This window comes from Nostoc sp. UHCC 0302, from assembly GCF_038096175.1.
In the GTDB taxonomy this organism is placed as follows: domain Bacteria; phylum Cyanobacteriota; class Cyanobacteriia; order Cyanobacteriales; family Nostocaceae; genus UHCC-0302.
Window position 1 is genome coordinate 7,590,846 of the sequence record NZ_CP151099.1, and the last position, 16,385, is coordinate 7,607,230.

At 40.9% G+C, this 16,385-nt stretch carries 11 protein-coding genes, 3 tRNA genes and 2 pseudogenes; 9 read left to right on the plus strand and 7 right to left on the minus strand.

What is annotated here, in order from left to right:
* Positions 1–15 precede the first annotated feature (15 nt).
* The gene (locus WKK05_RS32880) at positions 16–186 is read right to left on the minus strand and encodes a DUF2256 domain-containing protein (RefSeq protein ID WP_341527177.1); all 171 of its coding nucleotides are present in this window, start codon (positions 184–186) and stop codon (positions 16–18) included.
* 285 nt (positions 187–471) lie between these two features.
* Positions 472–3,336 (minus strand): GAF domain-containing protein, encoded by a 2,865-nt coding sequence (locus tag WKK05_RS32885; protein ID WP_341527178.1) that lies wholly within the window; start codon positions 3,334–3,336, stop codon positions 472–474.
* A gap of 103 nt (positions 3,337–3,439) precedes the next feature.
* On the opposite strand from WKK05_RS32885, the gene WKK05_RS32890 reads away from it, so the two are divergent.
* Positions 3,440–4,576 (plus strand): quinone-dependent dihydroorotate dehydrogenase, encoded by a 1,137-nt coding sequence (locus WKK05_RS32890; RefSeq protein ID WP_341527179.1) that lies wholly within the window; start codon positions 3,440–3,442, stop codon positions 4,574–4,576.
* Between the two features lie 5 nt (positions 4,577–4,581).
* Here the strand turns inward: WKK05_RS32890 and WKK05_RS32895 are convergent, their stop codons facing one another.
* Positions 4,582–5,307: a hypothetical protein gene (locus WKK05_RS32895; protein WP_341527180.1), complete on the minus strand. Its 726-nt coding sequence runs from the start codon at positions 5,305–5,307 to the stop codon at positions 4,582–4,584.
* Between the two features lie 621 nt (positions 5,308–5,928).
* Between WKK05_RS32895 and WKK05_RS32900 the strand changes: the two genes are divergently transcribed.
* The 3 genes and pseudogenes from WKK05_RS32900 to WKK05_RS32910 all read left to right on the plus strand — a co-directional run.
* A tRNA-OTHER gene (locus WKK05_RS32900) sits at positions 5,929–6,053 on the plus strand.
* Positions 6,054–6,090: 37 nt separating this feature from the next.
* Positions 6,091–6,214 (plus strand) — tRNA-OTHER (locus WKK05_RS32905).
* Between the two features lie 37 nt (positions 6,215–6,251).
* Positions 6,252–7,502: pseudogene (locus WKK05_RS32910) on the plus strand (TROVE domain-containing protein); the annotation flags it as partial.
* Positions 7,503–7,512: 10 nt separating this feature from the next.
* On the opposite strand, the gene WKK05_RS32915 reads toward WKK05_RS32910, so the two are convergent.
* Positions 7,513–8,079 carry an IS630 family transposase gene (locus WKK05_RS32915; RefSeq protein ID WP_341524715.1) on the minus strand — a complete coding sequence of 189 codons (567 nt, stop codon included), beginning with the start codon at positions 8,077–8,079 and terminating at the stop codon, positions 7,513–7,515.
* A 2-nt stretch (positions 8,080–8,081) separates the two neighbouring features.
* Positions 8,082–8,582 carry a helix-turn-helix domain-containing protein gene (locus WKK05_RS32920; protein ID WP_341524716.1) on the minus strand — a complete coding sequence of 167 codons (501 nt, stop codon included), beginning with the start codon at positions 8,580–8,582 and terminating at the stop codon, positions 8,082–8,084.
* Positions 8,583–8,632: 50 nt separating this feature from the next.
* Here WKK05_RS32920 and WKK05_RS32925 point away from each other — a divergent pair.
* Positions 8,633–9,001 (plus strand): annotated as a pseudogene (locus WKK05_RS32925) (TROVE domain-containing protein); the annotation flags it as partial.
* A gap of 46 nt (positions 9,002–9,047) precedes the next feature.
* Positions 9,048–9,156: transfer RNA gene (locus WKK05_RS32930), tRNA-OTHER, on the plus strand.
* Positions 9,157–9,229: 73 nt separating this feature from the next.
* Here WKK05_RS32930 and WKK05_RS32935 read toward each other — a convergent pair.
* Positions 9,230–9,409: a hypothetical protein gene (locus tag WKK05_RS32935; protein ID WP_341527181.1), complete on the minus strand. Its 180-nt coding sequence runs from the start codon at positions 9,407–9,409 to the stop codon at positions 9,230–9,232.
* 436 nt (positions 9,410–9,845) lie between these two features.
* On the opposite strand from WKK05_RS32935, the gene gorA reads away from it, so the two are divergent.
* Together gorA and WKK05_RS32945 are read left to right on the plus strand one after the other, a co-directional pair.
* Complete coding sequence (gene gorA / locus WKK05_RS32940) at positions 9,846–11,192, plus strand: glutathione-disulfide reductase (RefSeq protein WP_341527182.1); 1,347 nt, start codon at positions 9,846–9,848, stop codon at positions 11,190–11,192.
* 993 nt (positions 11,193–12,185) lie between these two features.
* A complete protein-coding gene (locus tag WKK05_RS32945; protein ID WP_341527183.1) occupies positions 12,186–12,617 on the plus strand; it encodes a pentapeptide repeat-containing protein in 432 nt (143 codons plus the stop codon).
* Between the two features lie 116 nt (positions 12,618–12,733).
* On the opposite strand, the gene WKK05_RS32950 is transcribed toward WKK05_RS32945, so the two are convergent.
* Positions 12,734–15,067: a CHASE2 domain-containing serine/threonine-protein kinase gene (locus WKK05_RS32950; protein WP_341527184.1), complete on the minus strand. Its 2,334-nt coding sequence runs from the start codon at positions 15,065–15,067 to the stop codon at positions 12,734–12,736.
* Between the two features lie 740 nt (positions 15,068–15,807).
* Here WKK05_RS32950 and WKK05_RS32955 point away from each other — a divergent pair.
* Positions 15,808–16,329 (plus strand): NYN domain-containing protein, encoded by a 522-nt coding sequence (locus tag WKK05_RS32955; RefSeq protein ID WP_341527185.1) that lies wholly within the window; start codon positions 15,808–15,810, stop codon positions 16,327–16,329.
* The last annotated feature ends 56 nt before the right edge of the window (positions 16,330–16,385 follow it).

The window sequence follows — 16,385 nt, forward strand, 5'->3', positions numbered from 1 at the left end:
TGCGCTATTTGCGTCTCAGTTGCTGTTGGTTTCATTGTTAGCCTCAGAACGGCGACGGCGGCAACGTTCTGAGCAGTATTTCACCTCGTCCCAGCAATCTTGCCATTTCTTGCGCCATGTGAAAGGACGTTGACATACCGGACAGATTTTTGTAGGCAAGTCAGATTTAGAACGAGCGCGTCCCATAAAAAACTGTGCAGATTTGAGTTTGATTTCTGAGAGAGATGGAAAACAATTATAACCAGATTGTTACGAAGGGAGGATACTTTTAATGAACAAATGTGAATCAATCCCTCTATAGACTTATTCCTAACCTACCTATTTAAGAGATATGGCTATAATCTGTTGTCTTGACTTAAACCATACATCCTTAATAAGGATACTGGGATAATATTAGACATAATATTGTATGTGTAGTTAAAAAAACACATAAATATAGCAATAATATTGAGCGCGAAAATATGAAACTGGCTAAGGATTGCTACTAGCTAACGGCAATAGTAAACGGCTAACTACTCGATTATCTGGTAATTCATAGAAATGTAATTCTCCTCCTAGTTGCTGCATGAGATTTTGGCAGATCACTAGATGTAAACCAGGTGGTTGGCTAAAGCTGGAGGAAGCAAGCACATCCTTGGGTGTATTGTGATGTAAAGTTGCCATTAGCTGCGGTTCGATCGCACCGTTGTCTGTAATTGACAGTTCTAGCAATCGCTCATCTAAGCGGCGACACCAGATGTCAATTCTGCTCCTGTAAGAACGGAGACAGGCTGCAACCAATAGTTCATGGAGAACTAATTCAATTTTTACAATGTCACCAGCGATCGCCATTGCAGATTGAGTGCTTGAGCTAGGAACCCCTCTGATTAATGCAGAGTTTTTTGGCGACTCTTCATCATCAATTGGTTGTCCCAATCCATGTACACCAATCCAGAGCTTTTGCTGTTTGAGTAAATTTTCTACTCGTTCGAGCGATCGCTTCAGCAAACTCGCTATGGGCATAGTTTCCCAGCTAATATGTAGCTGCCACTGCTCAAGTTTTAGTAGACCATTCATAGAAGTGGTTGTCTGGTCTAATTGTCGCAGCAATAGCTGGTAGCGCATCTGAGTAAGCTCGTTAGTAGGAATTCCTAGACTATGTATTTGACTAAGCGACAGCGCCGCTGTTCTTTGCATTTCCTCTAAACGACGATTTTTATACCAATTGAGTTGTCGTAATTCCTCTGTTGTGGACTCTAGAAGTTGGTTAATTTGCTTTTGACGACGCCACCAAGCTAATTGCGAAATTAGAGTTGCTGTAGCATTGAGGCTTTGTTCTGACCAACGATGCTTATGATGGTCTGCTAACAAAACTACACCAGTTGGTTGATAATCAGCCGTGGTATGTAATGCCATCACGAAAATTTGACCAATGCCAGGGCCATTCAGCCATTTCCGGGTTTCGAAGGGTAAATCATCCACTTTCAGAGTCAGGTAGCCCTCTTGAGCAAGCGCCCACTGTATTAGGGCCTCAGCTTTGACGTGAATAGATGTATCTGTAACAATTCCAAACTGGCTATTAGCAGTCACCCCTGGTATAACTTCCACCCAACTTTCACCCGGCGACCAAGATAGCAGTACTGCTAGCGGACAGTTCATAATAGCTGCTATTTGTTCAAGTGCTGTGCGTTCTAAATATTTTTCTCCTGCTTGATTGCCGTGCTGAGCTTGCGTCAAGCTGTGTAAGCATTGCTCAAATGTCTGGAAAATTTTTTGCTGCTGTTGGCTATGAATGTGTAACTGCGACTGATGCAACATTACGCCAATTTGTTGACCGACAGTTGATAGCAATTCCCTTTCTAAAGTTGTCCAACAGCGATGGGTTTCGTGAGTGACGACTAAAAGTGTTGTTGGTGTAGAACCTGGAGCGCATTTACAAATCAGTAGCGATCGCACACCATTTTCTAGTAAAGGAGAACGCCAGTTAAAAAAGCGCAAATCTTCATCTAAGTTCTCAATCTCTATTGCCTGAGTTGAACGCTCTAAAAGCTGCCCATCCAATTCTTTCAGACCAGCAAGAGCAAATATCAATGCTCGGCGGTTATGAGGTTGGCTTTGGTAAGTAATTTGATAATTCTTTTGCTCATGGTCATATTCCAACAGTAAAAAGCGACTACCACCTAGTCGAGCCAAAACTTTTTTAGCGCAGATATGTAAAGTATCGTGAAGGTCATACTCGCTATATACATTTTGAGCAACTACGCTAGTTAATTGGGCATCCTCTTGAATCTGTTTGATCGTATTTTCCATGCCTTCGGTAGGAGCAACTAGAGAAATTAAACCAGCAGCACCCTGGACAAAATTTTTGTCTGTCTCCGTCCAAATTCGAGGTTCATTGCTTTCGATTGTCAGAAAGCCTAGCAGGTCTTTTTGCCACATGATAGGAGCTGCTAAAAGCGATCGCACTCTCAAGCGTTCCAGCAATTTTGCTGTAAAGTGGCTCTTTAAGGAACTACGTGCATCACCAATTGAGACAATTTGATTAACTGACAAAGCATAATAAAAGTCGCTTAACTCTTGTACCGTCATTCCTGCTGCTGCTTGCAGATTGCTGGAATCACGATTGATTTTGACAAGTTGACTGCTCATCCGACACCAAAAGTACCGCCCTTCCCGCTCAAACCAGTAAATATTTGTCCGGTTGGGTGAGACAAATTTATGAGTTTCCTGCACTACTGCTTCTAGTCTTTGGTCTAAATTATTGAGGGTGCGTAAATTTTCCAGCAATCCTAACAATGGTTCATCGATTCGCTTATTTTGCTTTTGCTGCAAAGCCATCTCATGTTGATAAAGCATTGCCCCCAATTCGCCTAAAACCATCATCAGCCTGGCTTTAGCTTCGCCTGGCACTAAGTAGCCCCAGCGCTCTGAACCCATTAACAGCAAACCTAAACAGCGGTCTTTGTAACGTATTGGCAAAAAAATGGTTCCTTGGATGTGGCATTTTTCTGCAACTTTTTGCCATTCTGCGGCGCGGATTTCAACTCGCAAATCGGCTACGCCCAAGGGACGCTGTTCAATCACCACTTGCTCTAATAAATCGCCAGAATTGAGAATAACTCGTTTATGTAAATTAGTGTCCCTAGCAGGTGTGATGCCCCCTTTGCCCAAGAGTACGTGATTTAGGCGGTCATAAAGAGCAATCCAAATGAGTTTGTAGTCAAACTGCTCTTGGAGATAAGAAATAGTAGTTTCAATCAGAACGTCAACATTATCTTCTTCTCTGAGACTCTGGAGGACACGCCCCAAGGAAAGGATTTGCTGTTCGGCGGCTATAGGTTTTTGCGGCTGCCCCATCTGATTTATCGGTTAACATAGCTTGTAATATATAAGATGCCCAGAAAAGCATCGCGACTAAATGTTGTCACGGATGTTTGCTGAAAGTTCTGGGTAGATAGAAATGGATATTTATCAAGTTGCAATTAGTCCAGTATTGTTCAATTTAGTAAAAACAGACCCAGAGTGGTTACACCAGCAGACAATTCGCAGTTTTAACTGGATATCGTCAACAGGTTCTCACCCTCTTGCTAGTTGGGTCAATCGCCGCCTACAGCAGTCTTTGTGTTTGGAAGATGAACGTTTGGAACAAAGTCTGTTTGGTTTAGACTTTCCTAATCCTCTGGGGTTAGCAGCTGGGTTTGACAAGGATGGTGTTGCTGCTAACATCTGGTCTAGCTTAGGTTTCGGTTTTGCAGAACTGGGAACTGTAACTTTTCACGCCCAGCCTGGAAATCCCCGCCCTCGTTTGTTTCGCTTACCTTTAGATCAAGCTGCTCTCAACCGGATGGGCTTTAATAACAATGGTGCTGCGGCAATGGCGGCTCGATTGACACAAGAAAAGCAGCAGTTAACCCCAACAATTCCCATAGGGATAAATTTGGGTAAATCTAAGGTTACACCCCTAGAAGCAGCCGCAGAAGATTATCTCAATAGTTTTCGTTTACTTAAGGAATTGGGAGACTATTTTGTTGTTAATGTATCTTCTCCCAATACGCCTGGGTTACGATCGCTCCAAGATGCCTCGATGCTCAGCGCCATCTTAGAATTATTGCAGCAGGAAAATAATTCACAAAAACCTATTTTTGTCAAGATAGCGCCTGATTTGGAATGGGAAGCGATCGCTGACATTATTTCTTTGGCTAAAACTTATAAACTGGCGGGAATTATTGCCACTAACACCACTATCCGCCGTGATGGACTGAAAACCCAAGTAATTCAACAAACTGGCAAATCACCCCAAGAAGAAGCTGGCGGAATTAGCGGTAAGCCATTACGCGATCGCTCCACTGAAGTAATTCGGTTTATTTGGCAGCAAACTCAGGGGCAAATACCAATCATTGGCGTTGGTGGCATTTTTTCCCCTGAAGATGCTTGGGAAAAAATTACTGCTGGTGCTAGCTTAATCCAGGTTTATACAGGCTGGATTTACGAAGGCCCACTGATGGTACGCCGAATTCTGGCGGGTTTACTTTCCCAGCTAGAACAAAACGGTTTAAATTCCATCAGCGAAGCCGTAGGTTTACAAACAAAAATTTAGATTGTTTAGCTTTCTTCGACTGGAAAAAACTCCTTAGCTTTTTCGGAGAATGTCCAAGCAATGCCATCAGGGTCACGGCTACGGCTCCACTCAGGAAAATCTGGATCGTTTCGCCGTTTATAAACTGTGCTGGAATAAACATTTAGCCGCTTGGCAAGTTCTGATTGAATCAGAGAGCCAAATACTAACTGTTTTTCCAGTGATAGTTTAGTTTCTGCATGAGTTGGCTGTGGGAGTGATTCAGTTTCTGGTTCTTCTTGCTGTTGCTTTGGTAGCGGTGCTGCCAAGAGCGATCGCGCAGTTGTAGTAACTGGTTGAGCAGGAAGTTCTTTGACTGGTTCACTACTGTCGAGTATGTTGCCCAGAACGCTGGCAGTTATGAAGTAATAGGACTGATTCCCATCTTCAGAGTTCAATATACTCGCACCAAATTCTGAGGCTTTACTATCTAAGTAGCGTTTTGCCTTAGTCCCAGAAAAATTACCCTTAATAGCCAAGTCCATTGGCGTCAGTCTGCCCTGGTTTTCTCGAACTAGCTGATGGAAAATGGGGTTAACTCCCTGGCTCCATTGTTGCCATTGATACAACTGCCAAATATTGAAGCCAATGAGCAACACTGCGATCGCCAGCAAAATTCTCCAAGTTGAAACCAGGAAAATAATCAAAAACGAGATAGGCAAAAGTAGAACGAGAAAAGCCTTCCCGCTACCTTCTGTTAGTTTTTCACTCATGCTGATTTTTGCCAAGTGAATTTTTGGGAAATAATATATTATATCTTGGCAAAAATATGGTCATTTTTTTGTATCGTTTGGCAAAGTTGTGGCAAATCTGTCGGCAAAAACCAATTTTACTAAGTATTCTACTTGACATATTTTTGTAATTTATACATCGGGTATAATAAATCTGGCAAAAAACTTTTGCCAATCAAGTAAGCATTGCTAACAACAACACATGGATATAGCAATAAAAAAGAATTAGCTTCCCAAGTACTTGACATTTCGTACTACACACACTACATTAATAATACAAGCTGATATTCCTAAAGAAGTTAGCTTTTAGCCGTAGCGGATAGCTTAAATAACAGAGCGCCCACCTTGCCCATAAGGGCCGACACATCGAAGGTTATCGAATATAAATTAAAAACCTTTGATCTAACTTCTGGAAGTGCAAGTGAAAATCTTGCTCCGCTATACAAAATTTAGCTCTAAATATCATGTCCAGCAGATTATCCATAATGTGTGATTGCGAGTGAAACGACGCAATCATCAATTTTTTGGGATTGCTTCCCTTTGGTCGCCATGACGGTTATTTGAGCAGATATGATATGAGTTCCTAAATTTTGAATTGTTATGTGGCGGGTAGCTCAGTGGTAGAGCGCTAAACATCCTTGTTCACAACTTGCCTGAAAAGGCCGACGAATTAGGGTTATCGAATAGGGTTCGAGAGGTCGCAGGTTCAAATCCTGCTCCGCCACCCAAAACTTAAAACATAATTTTGAATTTTAAATTGTTATGTGGCAGGTAGTTCAGTGGTAGAACGCCTAAAACATCCTTGTTCACTCCTTGCCTGAAAAGGCCGACGAATTAGGGTTATCGCCTTCCAAGCGGGATGTCGCAGGTTCGAGTCCTGCCCTGCCACCTTTCATTTTTGCCCACAAGGGCCGGGAGATGAAGCGATGAATTACAACTTTTTCACTAAAAAGAAAACAACTACACCACAATCTCAGCCTATCCCCGGACGGGAAGCAGAGATGATTCAGGGACGTTCCGGCGGTTGGATGTTTGATGCTGGCATTTGGAAGATGCTGCGTCGTTGTCTGTTGATTGGCACGGCAAAAAGCACATACTATGCTGGCAAGCAGGAACTAACTGAGGATTTTGTGGCAGTTGTTAAACAAGCTGTTGCTGAAAACCCTGGTCGTGTTGCAGAAGAAATTCTCTATGCCAGCGATGGACGCGCCATAAACAACAGTGCGCCTATACTTGCTTTGGTACTGTTGTCTATGGGTGAGGCACAAGAAGCAAAACAGACTTTTGGTGAAATCTTTGGGCAAGTTATCCGCACTGGTAGCCACTTCTACGAATGGTTGAACTACACCAAATCTCTGCGGGGATTTGGCAAAGTGGTGCGGGAAGCTGGTAAAACTTGGCTATCACGAGAAGATATTAAGGGTTTGGCTTATCAACTGTTGAAATATCAACAGCGTCAAGGCTTCTCAAATCGAGATGCATTGCGGTTGTTTCACGTTAAACCACCTACAGAAAATCATCGACAGCTATTTGAGTGGGTAGTCAGAGGCTGGGAAGATTTACCAGCAGATATCCCCTCAGAGGCGTTGGCACAGATTTGGTGGTATGAGTGGCTCAAAAGAAATCCTACTCAAACCCATGAAGCTATTTTGCAAGGACGCCTAACTCATGAAATGGCTGCACCTGTGGGCAAAATGGATAAGCAAGCTTGGCAGTTGCTATTTCAAGAAATGCCAATAGGCGCAATGCTGCGTAACTTGGGTTCTTTAACCGAACTGGGTGTGTTGCGAGCTGATGAAAGCCCCAACTTGCTGCGGATAGAAGCAGTTCTCAACAACAAAGAACATCTGCGTAAAGGTCGCATTCATCCGATTGATGTTTTGAAAGCTCTCAAAACTTATCAATCTAGTGGCAGATTAGGACGCAGCCAGAAGACTTGGAATCCAGTTCCTCGGATTGTGGACATTTTAGAAAAGGCGGTTGAACTGTCTTTTGATGTTGTGCAACCCACGGGTAAAGTGTTCATGCACGCCGTAGACGTTTCTGGTTCTATGGGTAGCTTAGTTGCAGATATGGGTCTGAGTTGTTGTGAAATTGCCACCACAATGGCGCTGGTGACAGCAAAGGCAGAGAAAAACTACATGATTCGCGGTTTTGCTACTCAATTCCGTGAATTATACCAATTCTCTAAAAGCTAGCTACAGATAGTGCCTCTAAAATATATTGTCTTCGGGCAATAGATACAATAATTTGTTTGGTTAATTTCCCAATTTCAGCGTAGAGAGCAGTACGTAAATCATCAAGTTTTTTAGGTAATAACCAACGCAGTCGGCGCTTAATATATTGCCAAACCTGCTCAATTGGGTTTAACTCGGGAGAATGTGCAGGCTGAAATAATAAAATGATGTTATCTGGTACTTGAAGACGTTTGGCTTTATGAAAGGCACCATTATCCAGTTGAATAATTAGTACTGAATCAGTAAAATGTTGAGAAATTAGATTGAGGAATATCTGAAAACAGTCAGTATTAAGATGTGAAAATTCCCAAAAAAAGCTTTCGCCAGTCAGTGGTTCGATGATTCCATATAAATATGTTGCTTTGAACTGCCACTGGTGTACACCAACGGGTTTGACACCCTTGCCTGTGATTTTCCGTCCTGTGATTGTTTTCAATCCAATTCGAGTTTCGTCCTCGCACCAAAAACGAATCGTTTTCGTTGTGCATAAAACTGTTAAGCAAAACCAAGACAGCATTGCTAAGTTGTGTGCAAGGTTTTTTTAAATGCCTCTACTTGTGGTTGTTTTTGTTCAACGCTTTTGGGGCGTGGTACTTTTGGCGATGACTCCAAACGGTAATAAACCAGTTTGTGAACTGTCTTGTAGCAAGAATTGACTCCCAAGTTTTGTTCTAGCCACTCTACAATTTCTTGATAACCATTAAATCCAAGTGGTTCTTGCAATCTTTTCTCTAATGCTTTTTCTGCCCAGTTTGGGATGGTTCTTGGTCTTCCTGGCGAAGATTTTTGTTTTAATAGTCCTTCAATACCGCCTGCTTTGTACTGTCGAATCCACTTGTGTAGGGTCACTCGATTTCGACCAATAATTTCTGCGGTTTGAGAAATTGTTTGACCATGCCCTGTTTTGAGTAAATATAGTAGCTGCACTCTTTCTTTAGCCGTCGCAGTTTTTTGTATTGCCAGTAAATCTTTGAGTTCTGCGACAGTCTCTTTAATTTCTAGTTGATATACCCCTGACATTGTTCATCTTTGTATCTAGTTTCATCTTATTATCTCATCTGTAGCCTTATTTCAGAGAATTGGTATTAGACATCACTGCTAAAGATAGTTTTAGTTCTGCGGTTCGCAAAGCTAGTAACCAAAACTTCGGTGGAACAGATGCGTCTGTCGCTTACGACTGGATGATTAAGAATAAGTTCAAAGCTGATGTAGTCTGCTTCTGGACTGATTCTGAAAGTTGGGCTGGATATAAGCATCCTAGTCAAGCATTGGCAGAGTACCGCAAAAAGGTGAATCCGAATGTTAAAGCGGTGTATGTGACTCTTGCACCTTACCAAATTACGCTGGTAGATCCTCAAGATTCGCTGTCTTGGGATTTGGCAGGGTTTGATCCGGGAACACCTCGCATTATCCAGATGTTGGCTACGGGTGAGTTGTAGATATTGCTGGAGGATAAAGAAAAAACTTTATCCTTCATTACTTCATGGCGGGTTACCCTTGTTTGCAACTTGCCTTTTGGGGACGGAGAATTTAGGGTTATCGGTAACATCTCCACCATTTTGGGGATTAGCGGGTTCAATTCCCGCACCCGCCTTTTTTTGTCTCATGCATAGACGCGCCAGCGGCTTCCCGTAGGGTAGGCGCAAAGACGCAAAGAAGAACGCAATTTAATTTTTGAAGGGTCGTTTTTCTATTTCGGCGATGGGTAAGAGTAAAGTGTCTTCGATGTGCGATCGCTTCCTCACTTCCCACAAAATCAGAATTGTTGGATATTGATACTTGAGAAAATGGCTTTTCGGCTTGTGGCTTTTTAACAGAATGCTGAGATTGCACAGTTGGTTGAGCAAATATCTTTGTTAATTAACCCAGTCCAATCCCCTACAAAATCAGAAGTAAACCTACCTCTGGCGTTCCTCAATTTTGGTTTTTTTACATTTGCGAAAAAATAAATGGCGAGTTTACAACCTCAACCCAGTACAAATTGGCGGATAACCTTAAATGTCGCTGTCTAGAAGCGCGATCGCTCTTTCATCCTAATTTTTTCAGCCTCTTGTAATATAGGCGTCTTGCTCATAGCACAATAAAATGTAATATAACTTAGTAATAATCGTGGCATCGCCGTTCATGTTGGCTCTAGTTGTGAAGACAATAGCGTTCTACTACAGATGAGAGCGCTTTCATACTACTTTGTCCACCCAAAGACAGTAGTGGAAGTTTTGCTGAAATAACTATAAGGGATGAAATAGCTCTGCTTTCCAGAGAGTAAAAAAGGAACAGAATTTTATGACATTTGATTACGATTTGTTTGTCATTGGCGCTGGGCCTGGGGGATTGGCAGCAGCTAAAAAAGCAGCTAGCTACGGTGTTCGTGTGGCGATCGCAGAAAAAGAAGCGATCGGTGGTACTTGTGTAAATAGAGGCTGTATTCCCAAAAAACTGATTGTCTACGCTGCTGACTTCGCCAAGGACAATCAAATGGCGCACTATTACGGATGGAGCGAGTGCAAAAGGTATTTCGACTGGACGCTATTTATGAAGTCGGTACATCAGCATCTCGAACAAATTCACTACTCACATTTTGAGGAGTTACAAAAAGCAGGAGTTGAGTTAGTTCGGGAACAAGCTACTTTTATTGATGCCCATACTTTAGATTTAGGTGGACGCAAAGTTACAGCAGACAAAATCTTAATTGCTGTAGGAGGACGCCCCAACAAGCCCAAAATTCCAGGTATAGAATACGGCATCACATCCCGCGAAATGTTTCACTTACCCTATCTACCGAAACGTTTGGCAATTATTGGCGGCGGTTATATCGGTACAGAATTCTCTAGCGTCATGCACGCTTTCGGCTGCCAAGTCACGGTAATCGAATCAAATGAGATGATTTTATCTGGCTTTGATGATGACATCCGCTCAAGTGTGCAACAAGGTTTGAGCAAAAGAGGAATTCGATTTTTCACCAATAGCACTGCTCAAACAATCAAGCTTTCAGAAGATGCTTTACTATTGAAGACTAGTGGCAACCGTCCACAAACTATTGTTGCAGACACTATCTTAGTTGCCATAGGGTACACCCCAAATACCCAGAATCTTGGTTTAGAAAAAGCCGGAGTGGAACTTGTTGAACAAGGTGCAATCAAAGTAGATGAACACAATCGCACCTCCCAAGAGAACATTTTTGCTTTGGGTGACTGTATTAACCGCGTACAATTAACACCAGTTGCGAAGGCAGAAGGAATTGCTTTTGCCAATACGGTTTTTGGTAACAAGCCGCAAAAATTGGATTATGATTACATACCTTCTGCTGTTTTTTCCCGTCCAGAAGCAGCTAGTATCGGAATGACAGAGGCGAAGGCACGTGAAAAATTCGGTGAATCTGTAGAATGCTATCGCACAGAATTTCAGCCACTTTTATATAGCCTCACAGAACAGGATGAACCAATAACGATAAAGTTGGTGGTAGATGGCAATTCTCAACGAATTTTGGGCGCTCACATGGTAGGTGAACACGCTAGCGATATTATTCAAAGTCTTGGCGTTGCAATTCGCAAGGGTATAACCAAACAAGACCTTAATGAAACAATAGGGATTCATCCTACAGTTGGAGAAGAATTTTTGTCACTAAATTAAATCAAGGGTAGGATTCACTGAAGAAGATGCGGTGAGTCCAGCCTTGTTCGCCAGGCGTCTCTAATAGAAATTTTGAGCAGTTTTGCTGTTGCGCCTGTTACCCTTTTATCTGTGGTAGTTGTTTTACTTGCTTACTAAAATTAAACATTTACATCAACTACTACTTTTGAGTGAAATTTTTTCAGCGCCTATTAAAGCATTTTCATTTTTCTACTCTCTCTGGTACTAATTTAAAAACTTTTTTACTATACAAGTTGATGGATTTTTAACTGTAATGTACAGTTTCACTTAAGTCATTAAGAATCAAAAATGGCAAAATAGAAATGACAATACCTAGTGGCAGCCTGGATTGTGCATTTTTATTTAGCTTTGTCAAGTTACATGATCACAAATATCTGGCATAGCTGGTCATAATCTAACGTAAGAAAGATTTATACACTTAATAATAGTTTTAAAGTGGAATTAATAACACAATAAGACAAGGAAATAAATATATAAAACTACTTGTAGCTACCAATAAGGAATTTTTGATAATTACGGTATTTTAATGCAAATTTTAATTTTGTTTGGTCTGTATGAAACTTCTAGAATTTGCCGCTCTAAACCGTCTAAACATGTCATATATAAGTAAGCTGTACTAGATTTAATTTATATACAGTCAACAGTCTAAATGCTGTCAATACTAAGTTTTTAATTTTGGATTACTTACTAGCTTACTTTATACTCAATATTCTTCATAATTAAGGTTAATATCATTCGTTATTTGAGTTTTGTTTATATCCTGAGTTAACCTTAGTTACGTTTTTTTTAGTTAGCCTAGCTTAAACTAAGCTTAATGTATACTTTCAGCATATCAGCAAACTGCTGTCATACTTACCAAAAAATATAAAACCTGATTATTTAATCCAAGGCTTTAATAATAAAAATTTTGCTTTGTTGTAGAGAATATTCATTGTACCAAGTACTAAAAAGACACATAAAGAGGTAGATGCTATGAATGTTAATGACTTTATGCGCCGTTATAGTGCAGGAGAACGAGATTTTTCTGGAGTTGACTTAAGTGCAGCAGATTTAAGTTGGAAAACCTTACCGGGAATTAACTTGTGCGAAGCCAACTTGAGTGGAGCTAACTTAATTGGTACAGATTTGAGTCTGACAAACTTGAGCCAAGCCAACTTAAATTCGGCGTGTATGCGAGGAACAGATTTGACTGGCTCATACCTGCGTGATGCCAGCTTAGTTGAAGCCGATCTTCGTGGAGCTTACCTTAGTAAGGCTAACATTTCGGCGTTTCTAATTGGAGCAAATATGTATAAAGCAAATCTGAATGGGTCATACTTACTTGGAGTATACTTGCGTAGGACTAACCTAGCTGAAGCATCTCTTTGTGGAGCAACAATGCCTAACGGAACTATTCACGACTAAGGTAATTCGTAATTCGTAATACTTCTCTACGAGAGGCTGCGCCCTAAGCGCAGCTATGCCGCAGGCTTTACGGCTACGCTCAGTACAAGTTCGTAATTCGTAATTAGGGAATTTAGTTAGGATGCTCCTGGCCAAGGTGTGGTAGGAGTATCTGAATCATCTAAGGATAAAGTATTTCTTGCTGTGTCCTCTTTTTCCGGTAAAGGTCTATCTTCAGAATTTGCCAAGTCATTAAGGGCTTCGAGAGCTTCTGACGCAGATTGATATCGCTTTTTAAAATCATTCTGCACCATTTTATTCAGAATCTCACCCAAGGAGTAGCTAACCTGTGCTTGATTGCGCCATTGCAGTTCTCCATTAGTATCTCTTTGTAGCTCATGAGGGGCAATACCAGTCAAGGCTTTAATTCCAATCATCCCCACTGCATAGATATCACTACTGTATTCTGGATATCCAAAATATTGCTCAGTCGGTGCATAACCCTGAGTACCAATGCCAATGGTGGAAGTTGGCTCCTGATTATCAAATTGTTTTGTGGTGACTTCTTTGACTGCACCAAAGTCAATCAGCACCAGCTTGTTATCTGCGTATCGCCGGATAATATTGCTGGGTTTGATATCCCGATGAATAACGTTATTTTTATGGACAAATATTAATGTTTGCAGTAAGTCCCTGACAATTTCGATAACTGTGGTTTCTAAGAGGGGTTTGCCTGATGGCAGTTCCTGGCTCAAAGAATGTCCAACTATATGTTCTTGAACTAAATAAAATTCTTTATTTTCTTCAAAAAAAGCCAAAAGCTGAGGTATTTGATTATGTGTTCCCAACTTTTCTAATGTTTGTGCCTCGGAGTTAAACAAGCGTCTGGCAAGTATTAAGCTTTGGGATTTTGTGTTGGCTGGTTTTAACTGTTTGACAACACATTGCGGTTGTCCTGGGCGCTGCGTATCTTCGGCAATGTAAGTTTCGCTGAATCCGCCTGAACCTAGAACTTCAACAATTTTGTAGCGTCCGGTAAGGACTCTCCCCGATACGGCTAAATTCCTCTGCTGAAGTAGTTTTTGTAGATCATCTTGTTGGCTAATAATCTCTTGAACAATGGGAGATGTTTTATATTTTTGAAAAATGTCTACTATTTGACGTGTTCTGAGTTTTTCCCTAACTACTTCGGTTCCCAGGTATGAGAATCCACTCAGAGCGATCGCTACCATTGGTACACTAGTAGGAAACATTAACTGACCATAGATAAATAATATATAGCTGATTCCTCCCCAAATGCTAGCGAAGGCAACTCCCAAGAAAAATCTATTAATTCCACGCCTGCTTCTGGTAATTATAAAAGCTGTACCACCAACTAAAATTAGTACAAATAAACCCCGCAAGGGTGGACTCTTAATTGCTTCAGCTATCGCTTTACCTTTCATTAAAGTTGCGATCGCATTGGCGTGAATTTCCACTCCTGACATCCGCTCAATGCTCTTGGTTGCAGCTACTGGATAATAATCGTTGCTTAGTTTGTTAGTTGCACCAATCAAGACAATCTTATCTTTGAAAACTTTTCCCTGCTGCAAATAATTGTTCCAGTTTTCCGGCTCGAATACATACCACAAGGGTATCGTCTCAAATGTACCCGCAGACCCCCAAAAATAAATGCGATCGCCTTTTGGACGGGGATAATTGACTTGTGCTGCTCTTAGTACTGCCTCATCAAACGACGGTAGTTTCGTTGTTAAAATGTCATCCTCAGCTAATAATTTGGGAAATTCACTAGCTAATCGGTGAACTTTGCCATCCGCCTCTAAGGGAAAATTGACCGAGCCAATAGACACTGACCCCGTACGAAACATTTGCTGCGGTTCCGTCAGTTGCATGAAAGTCCCTTGGTGTGTCGCAAAACTTTCGTAAAGCGCGGCTATAGTTACTTTATTGCCATATTTTTGCAATACTGCCTGGAGTTGGCGATCGTCGCTCATTCCGTAACTACTCGGTGTGTCAAAAATGACATCTATTGCTATAGCGCGGACACCAGCATTGACTAACTTTGCTATTATCTTTGAGTATGCTGCACGTTTGTAAGGAAAAGATTTAAGTGTTTCTAAGTAGGTGTACTGTTTCGGATCTGTTTTATAGTACTGTTCGGGAACTGAAATTGACTGATCGTCTATTGCTAAAATCACAATGTCTTCTGGGGGCATAATTGGCCCACGCAGTTGAAAAAAAGTGGAAAGCCCCTGACTTTCTATCAATTGAACAAAGCCCAAATTAGAAGCACTTAGCAATGCTGCTCCAGTGGCTAATGCAACAGTCAGTACATGGCCGAACTGAGCCATCAGCTTAAACTGATGTGCTGAGACTATCAAATTTGTTTTCGTAGGTTTACTTGACACTCTATTGGCACTAGAAAAATATTTTTTGGCTAATGTCGATGTAGGCTCTGGCTCTTCTGCCATATCGTGTTATTGATTGATTTAGGAACAACATTTTTATTTATTCAAACCAAGTTTTAGTGTAAACACCTCGAAATTATAGTTAAATGAGAATCTTATACATTTGTAAATTATCTTTTATTCTTCAACAAATTTGTCTTGGCAGAGCTATTATCCAGGTGTTCCCAACTCAGGCACTGCATAACTTATTTTCTTTCTGGTAAGTGAGTTCCAAGTAGTGATTCTTCCACAGATTAGAGGCAAAGATGTTCCGCCTCTGCACTTGGTTGCGGCAAGGTTTTATCGTACCCTAGCCAACAGGTATATCCCTAACTGGGGGTCTACTAGAAACTGTCCCAAGGTCATCTTCTGTGTTCAGCATAATGTTGGTACTCATCACAAAGCCTGTCATTCTATTGACAGCAAAACTTATAGATGAGCATCAAGCTATATCTTACTATAAGCCTATGCCATACCTCTTTAGGGGTAAACTTTAGTGTTATGCAGCTACTAATGGTGTTACTCAGTCAATTTTATTGGTAGATTTTGATCACAGGGTGGCTCTTCTAGTACCAGCGGGGAAAAGGTTCAGATCCCAGGATCTCAACTCCAATGTATTAGCCAATTTTATGCTTTGAAAGAGGTAAGATAAAAGCTATATGATAAAAAGCCACTTTATAGATATTAGCAAACTTGCCATTTGAGAATTGCTATAATCTATTGTTCCATCTAAATTCATTTCTATATATTAGGTGTAAATTTCTATGGGTTCTCCAATGAATCGTCTGTCTATTTTTGTAGACGGAAACAATATGTTCTATGCTCAACAAAAAAATGGCTGGTTTTTTGACCCACGGAGAGTTTTAGAATATTTCAGACACGAGCAGTCAGAAACAACATTAATCAATGCATTTTGGTACACTGGTTTAAAAGATCCACAGGATCAGCGAGGTTTCAGAGATGCTCTAATTAGTTTAGGATATACAGTACGAACTAAAATTCTTAAAGAATATTATGATGATACTTCCGGTCGATACTCACAAAAAGCCAATTTAGATATTGAAATTGTTGTGGATATGTTTAATACCGTTGACCAGTATGACAGGGTAGTATTATTCAGTGGTGATGGAGATTTTGAAAGAGCAATTGAACTATTACGCTCAAAAAATACACATATTACCGTAGTCTCTACAGAAGGAATGATAGCTAGAGAATTACGAAATGCTACAGACAGATATATAGATTTAAATGATATCAGAGATCAAATAGAAAAAACAGAAGGTTAAAAGTCTTAGTAATTATTTACAAATTTAAGTTAAGAGTAAAAGAAAAACTAAGCTGT

Bases quoted from the DNA above. Each gene is read 5' to 3' on its own strand.
- WKK05_RS32880 (WP_341527177.1), bottom strand. From the start codon at position 186: ATGGGACGCGCTCGTTCTAAATCTGACTTGCCTACAAAAATCTGTCCG.
- WKK05_RS32885 (WP_341527178.1), bottom strand. From the start codon at position 3,336: ATGGGGCAGCCGCAAAAACCTATAGCCGCCGAACAGCAAATCCTTTCC.
- WKK05_RS32890 (WP_341527179.1), top strand. From the start codon at position 3,440: ATGGATATTTATCAAGTTGCAATTAGTCCAGTATTGTTCAATTTAGTA.
- WKK05_RS32895 (WP_341527180.1), bottom strand. From the start codon at position 5,307: ATGAGTGAAAAACTAACAGAAGGTAGCGGGAAGGCTTTTCTCGTTCTA.
- WKK05_RS32915 (WP_341524715.1), bottom strand. From the start codon at position 8,079: ATGCTGTCTTGGTTTTGCTTAACAGTTTTATGCACAACGAAAACGATT.
- WKK05_RS32920 (WP_341524716.1), bottom strand. From the start codon at position 8,582: ATGTCAGGGGTATATCAACTAGAAATTAAAGAGACTGTCGCAGAACTC.
- gorA (WP_341527182.1), top strand. From the start codon at position 9,846: ATGACATTTGATTACGATTTGTTTGTCATTGGCGCTGGGCCTGGGGGA.
- WKK05_RS32945 (WP_341527183.1), top strand. From the start codon at position 12,186: ATGAATGTTAATGACTTTATGCGCCGTTATAGTGCAGGAGAACGAGAT.
- WKK05_RS32950 (WP_341527184.1), bottom strand. From the start codon at position 15,067: ATGGCAGAAGAGCCAGAGCCTACATCGACATTAGCCAAAAAATATTTT.
- WKK05_RS32955 (WP_341527185.1), top strand. From the start codon at position 15,808: ATGGGTTCTCCAATGAATCGTCTGTCTATTTTTGTAGACGGAAACAAT.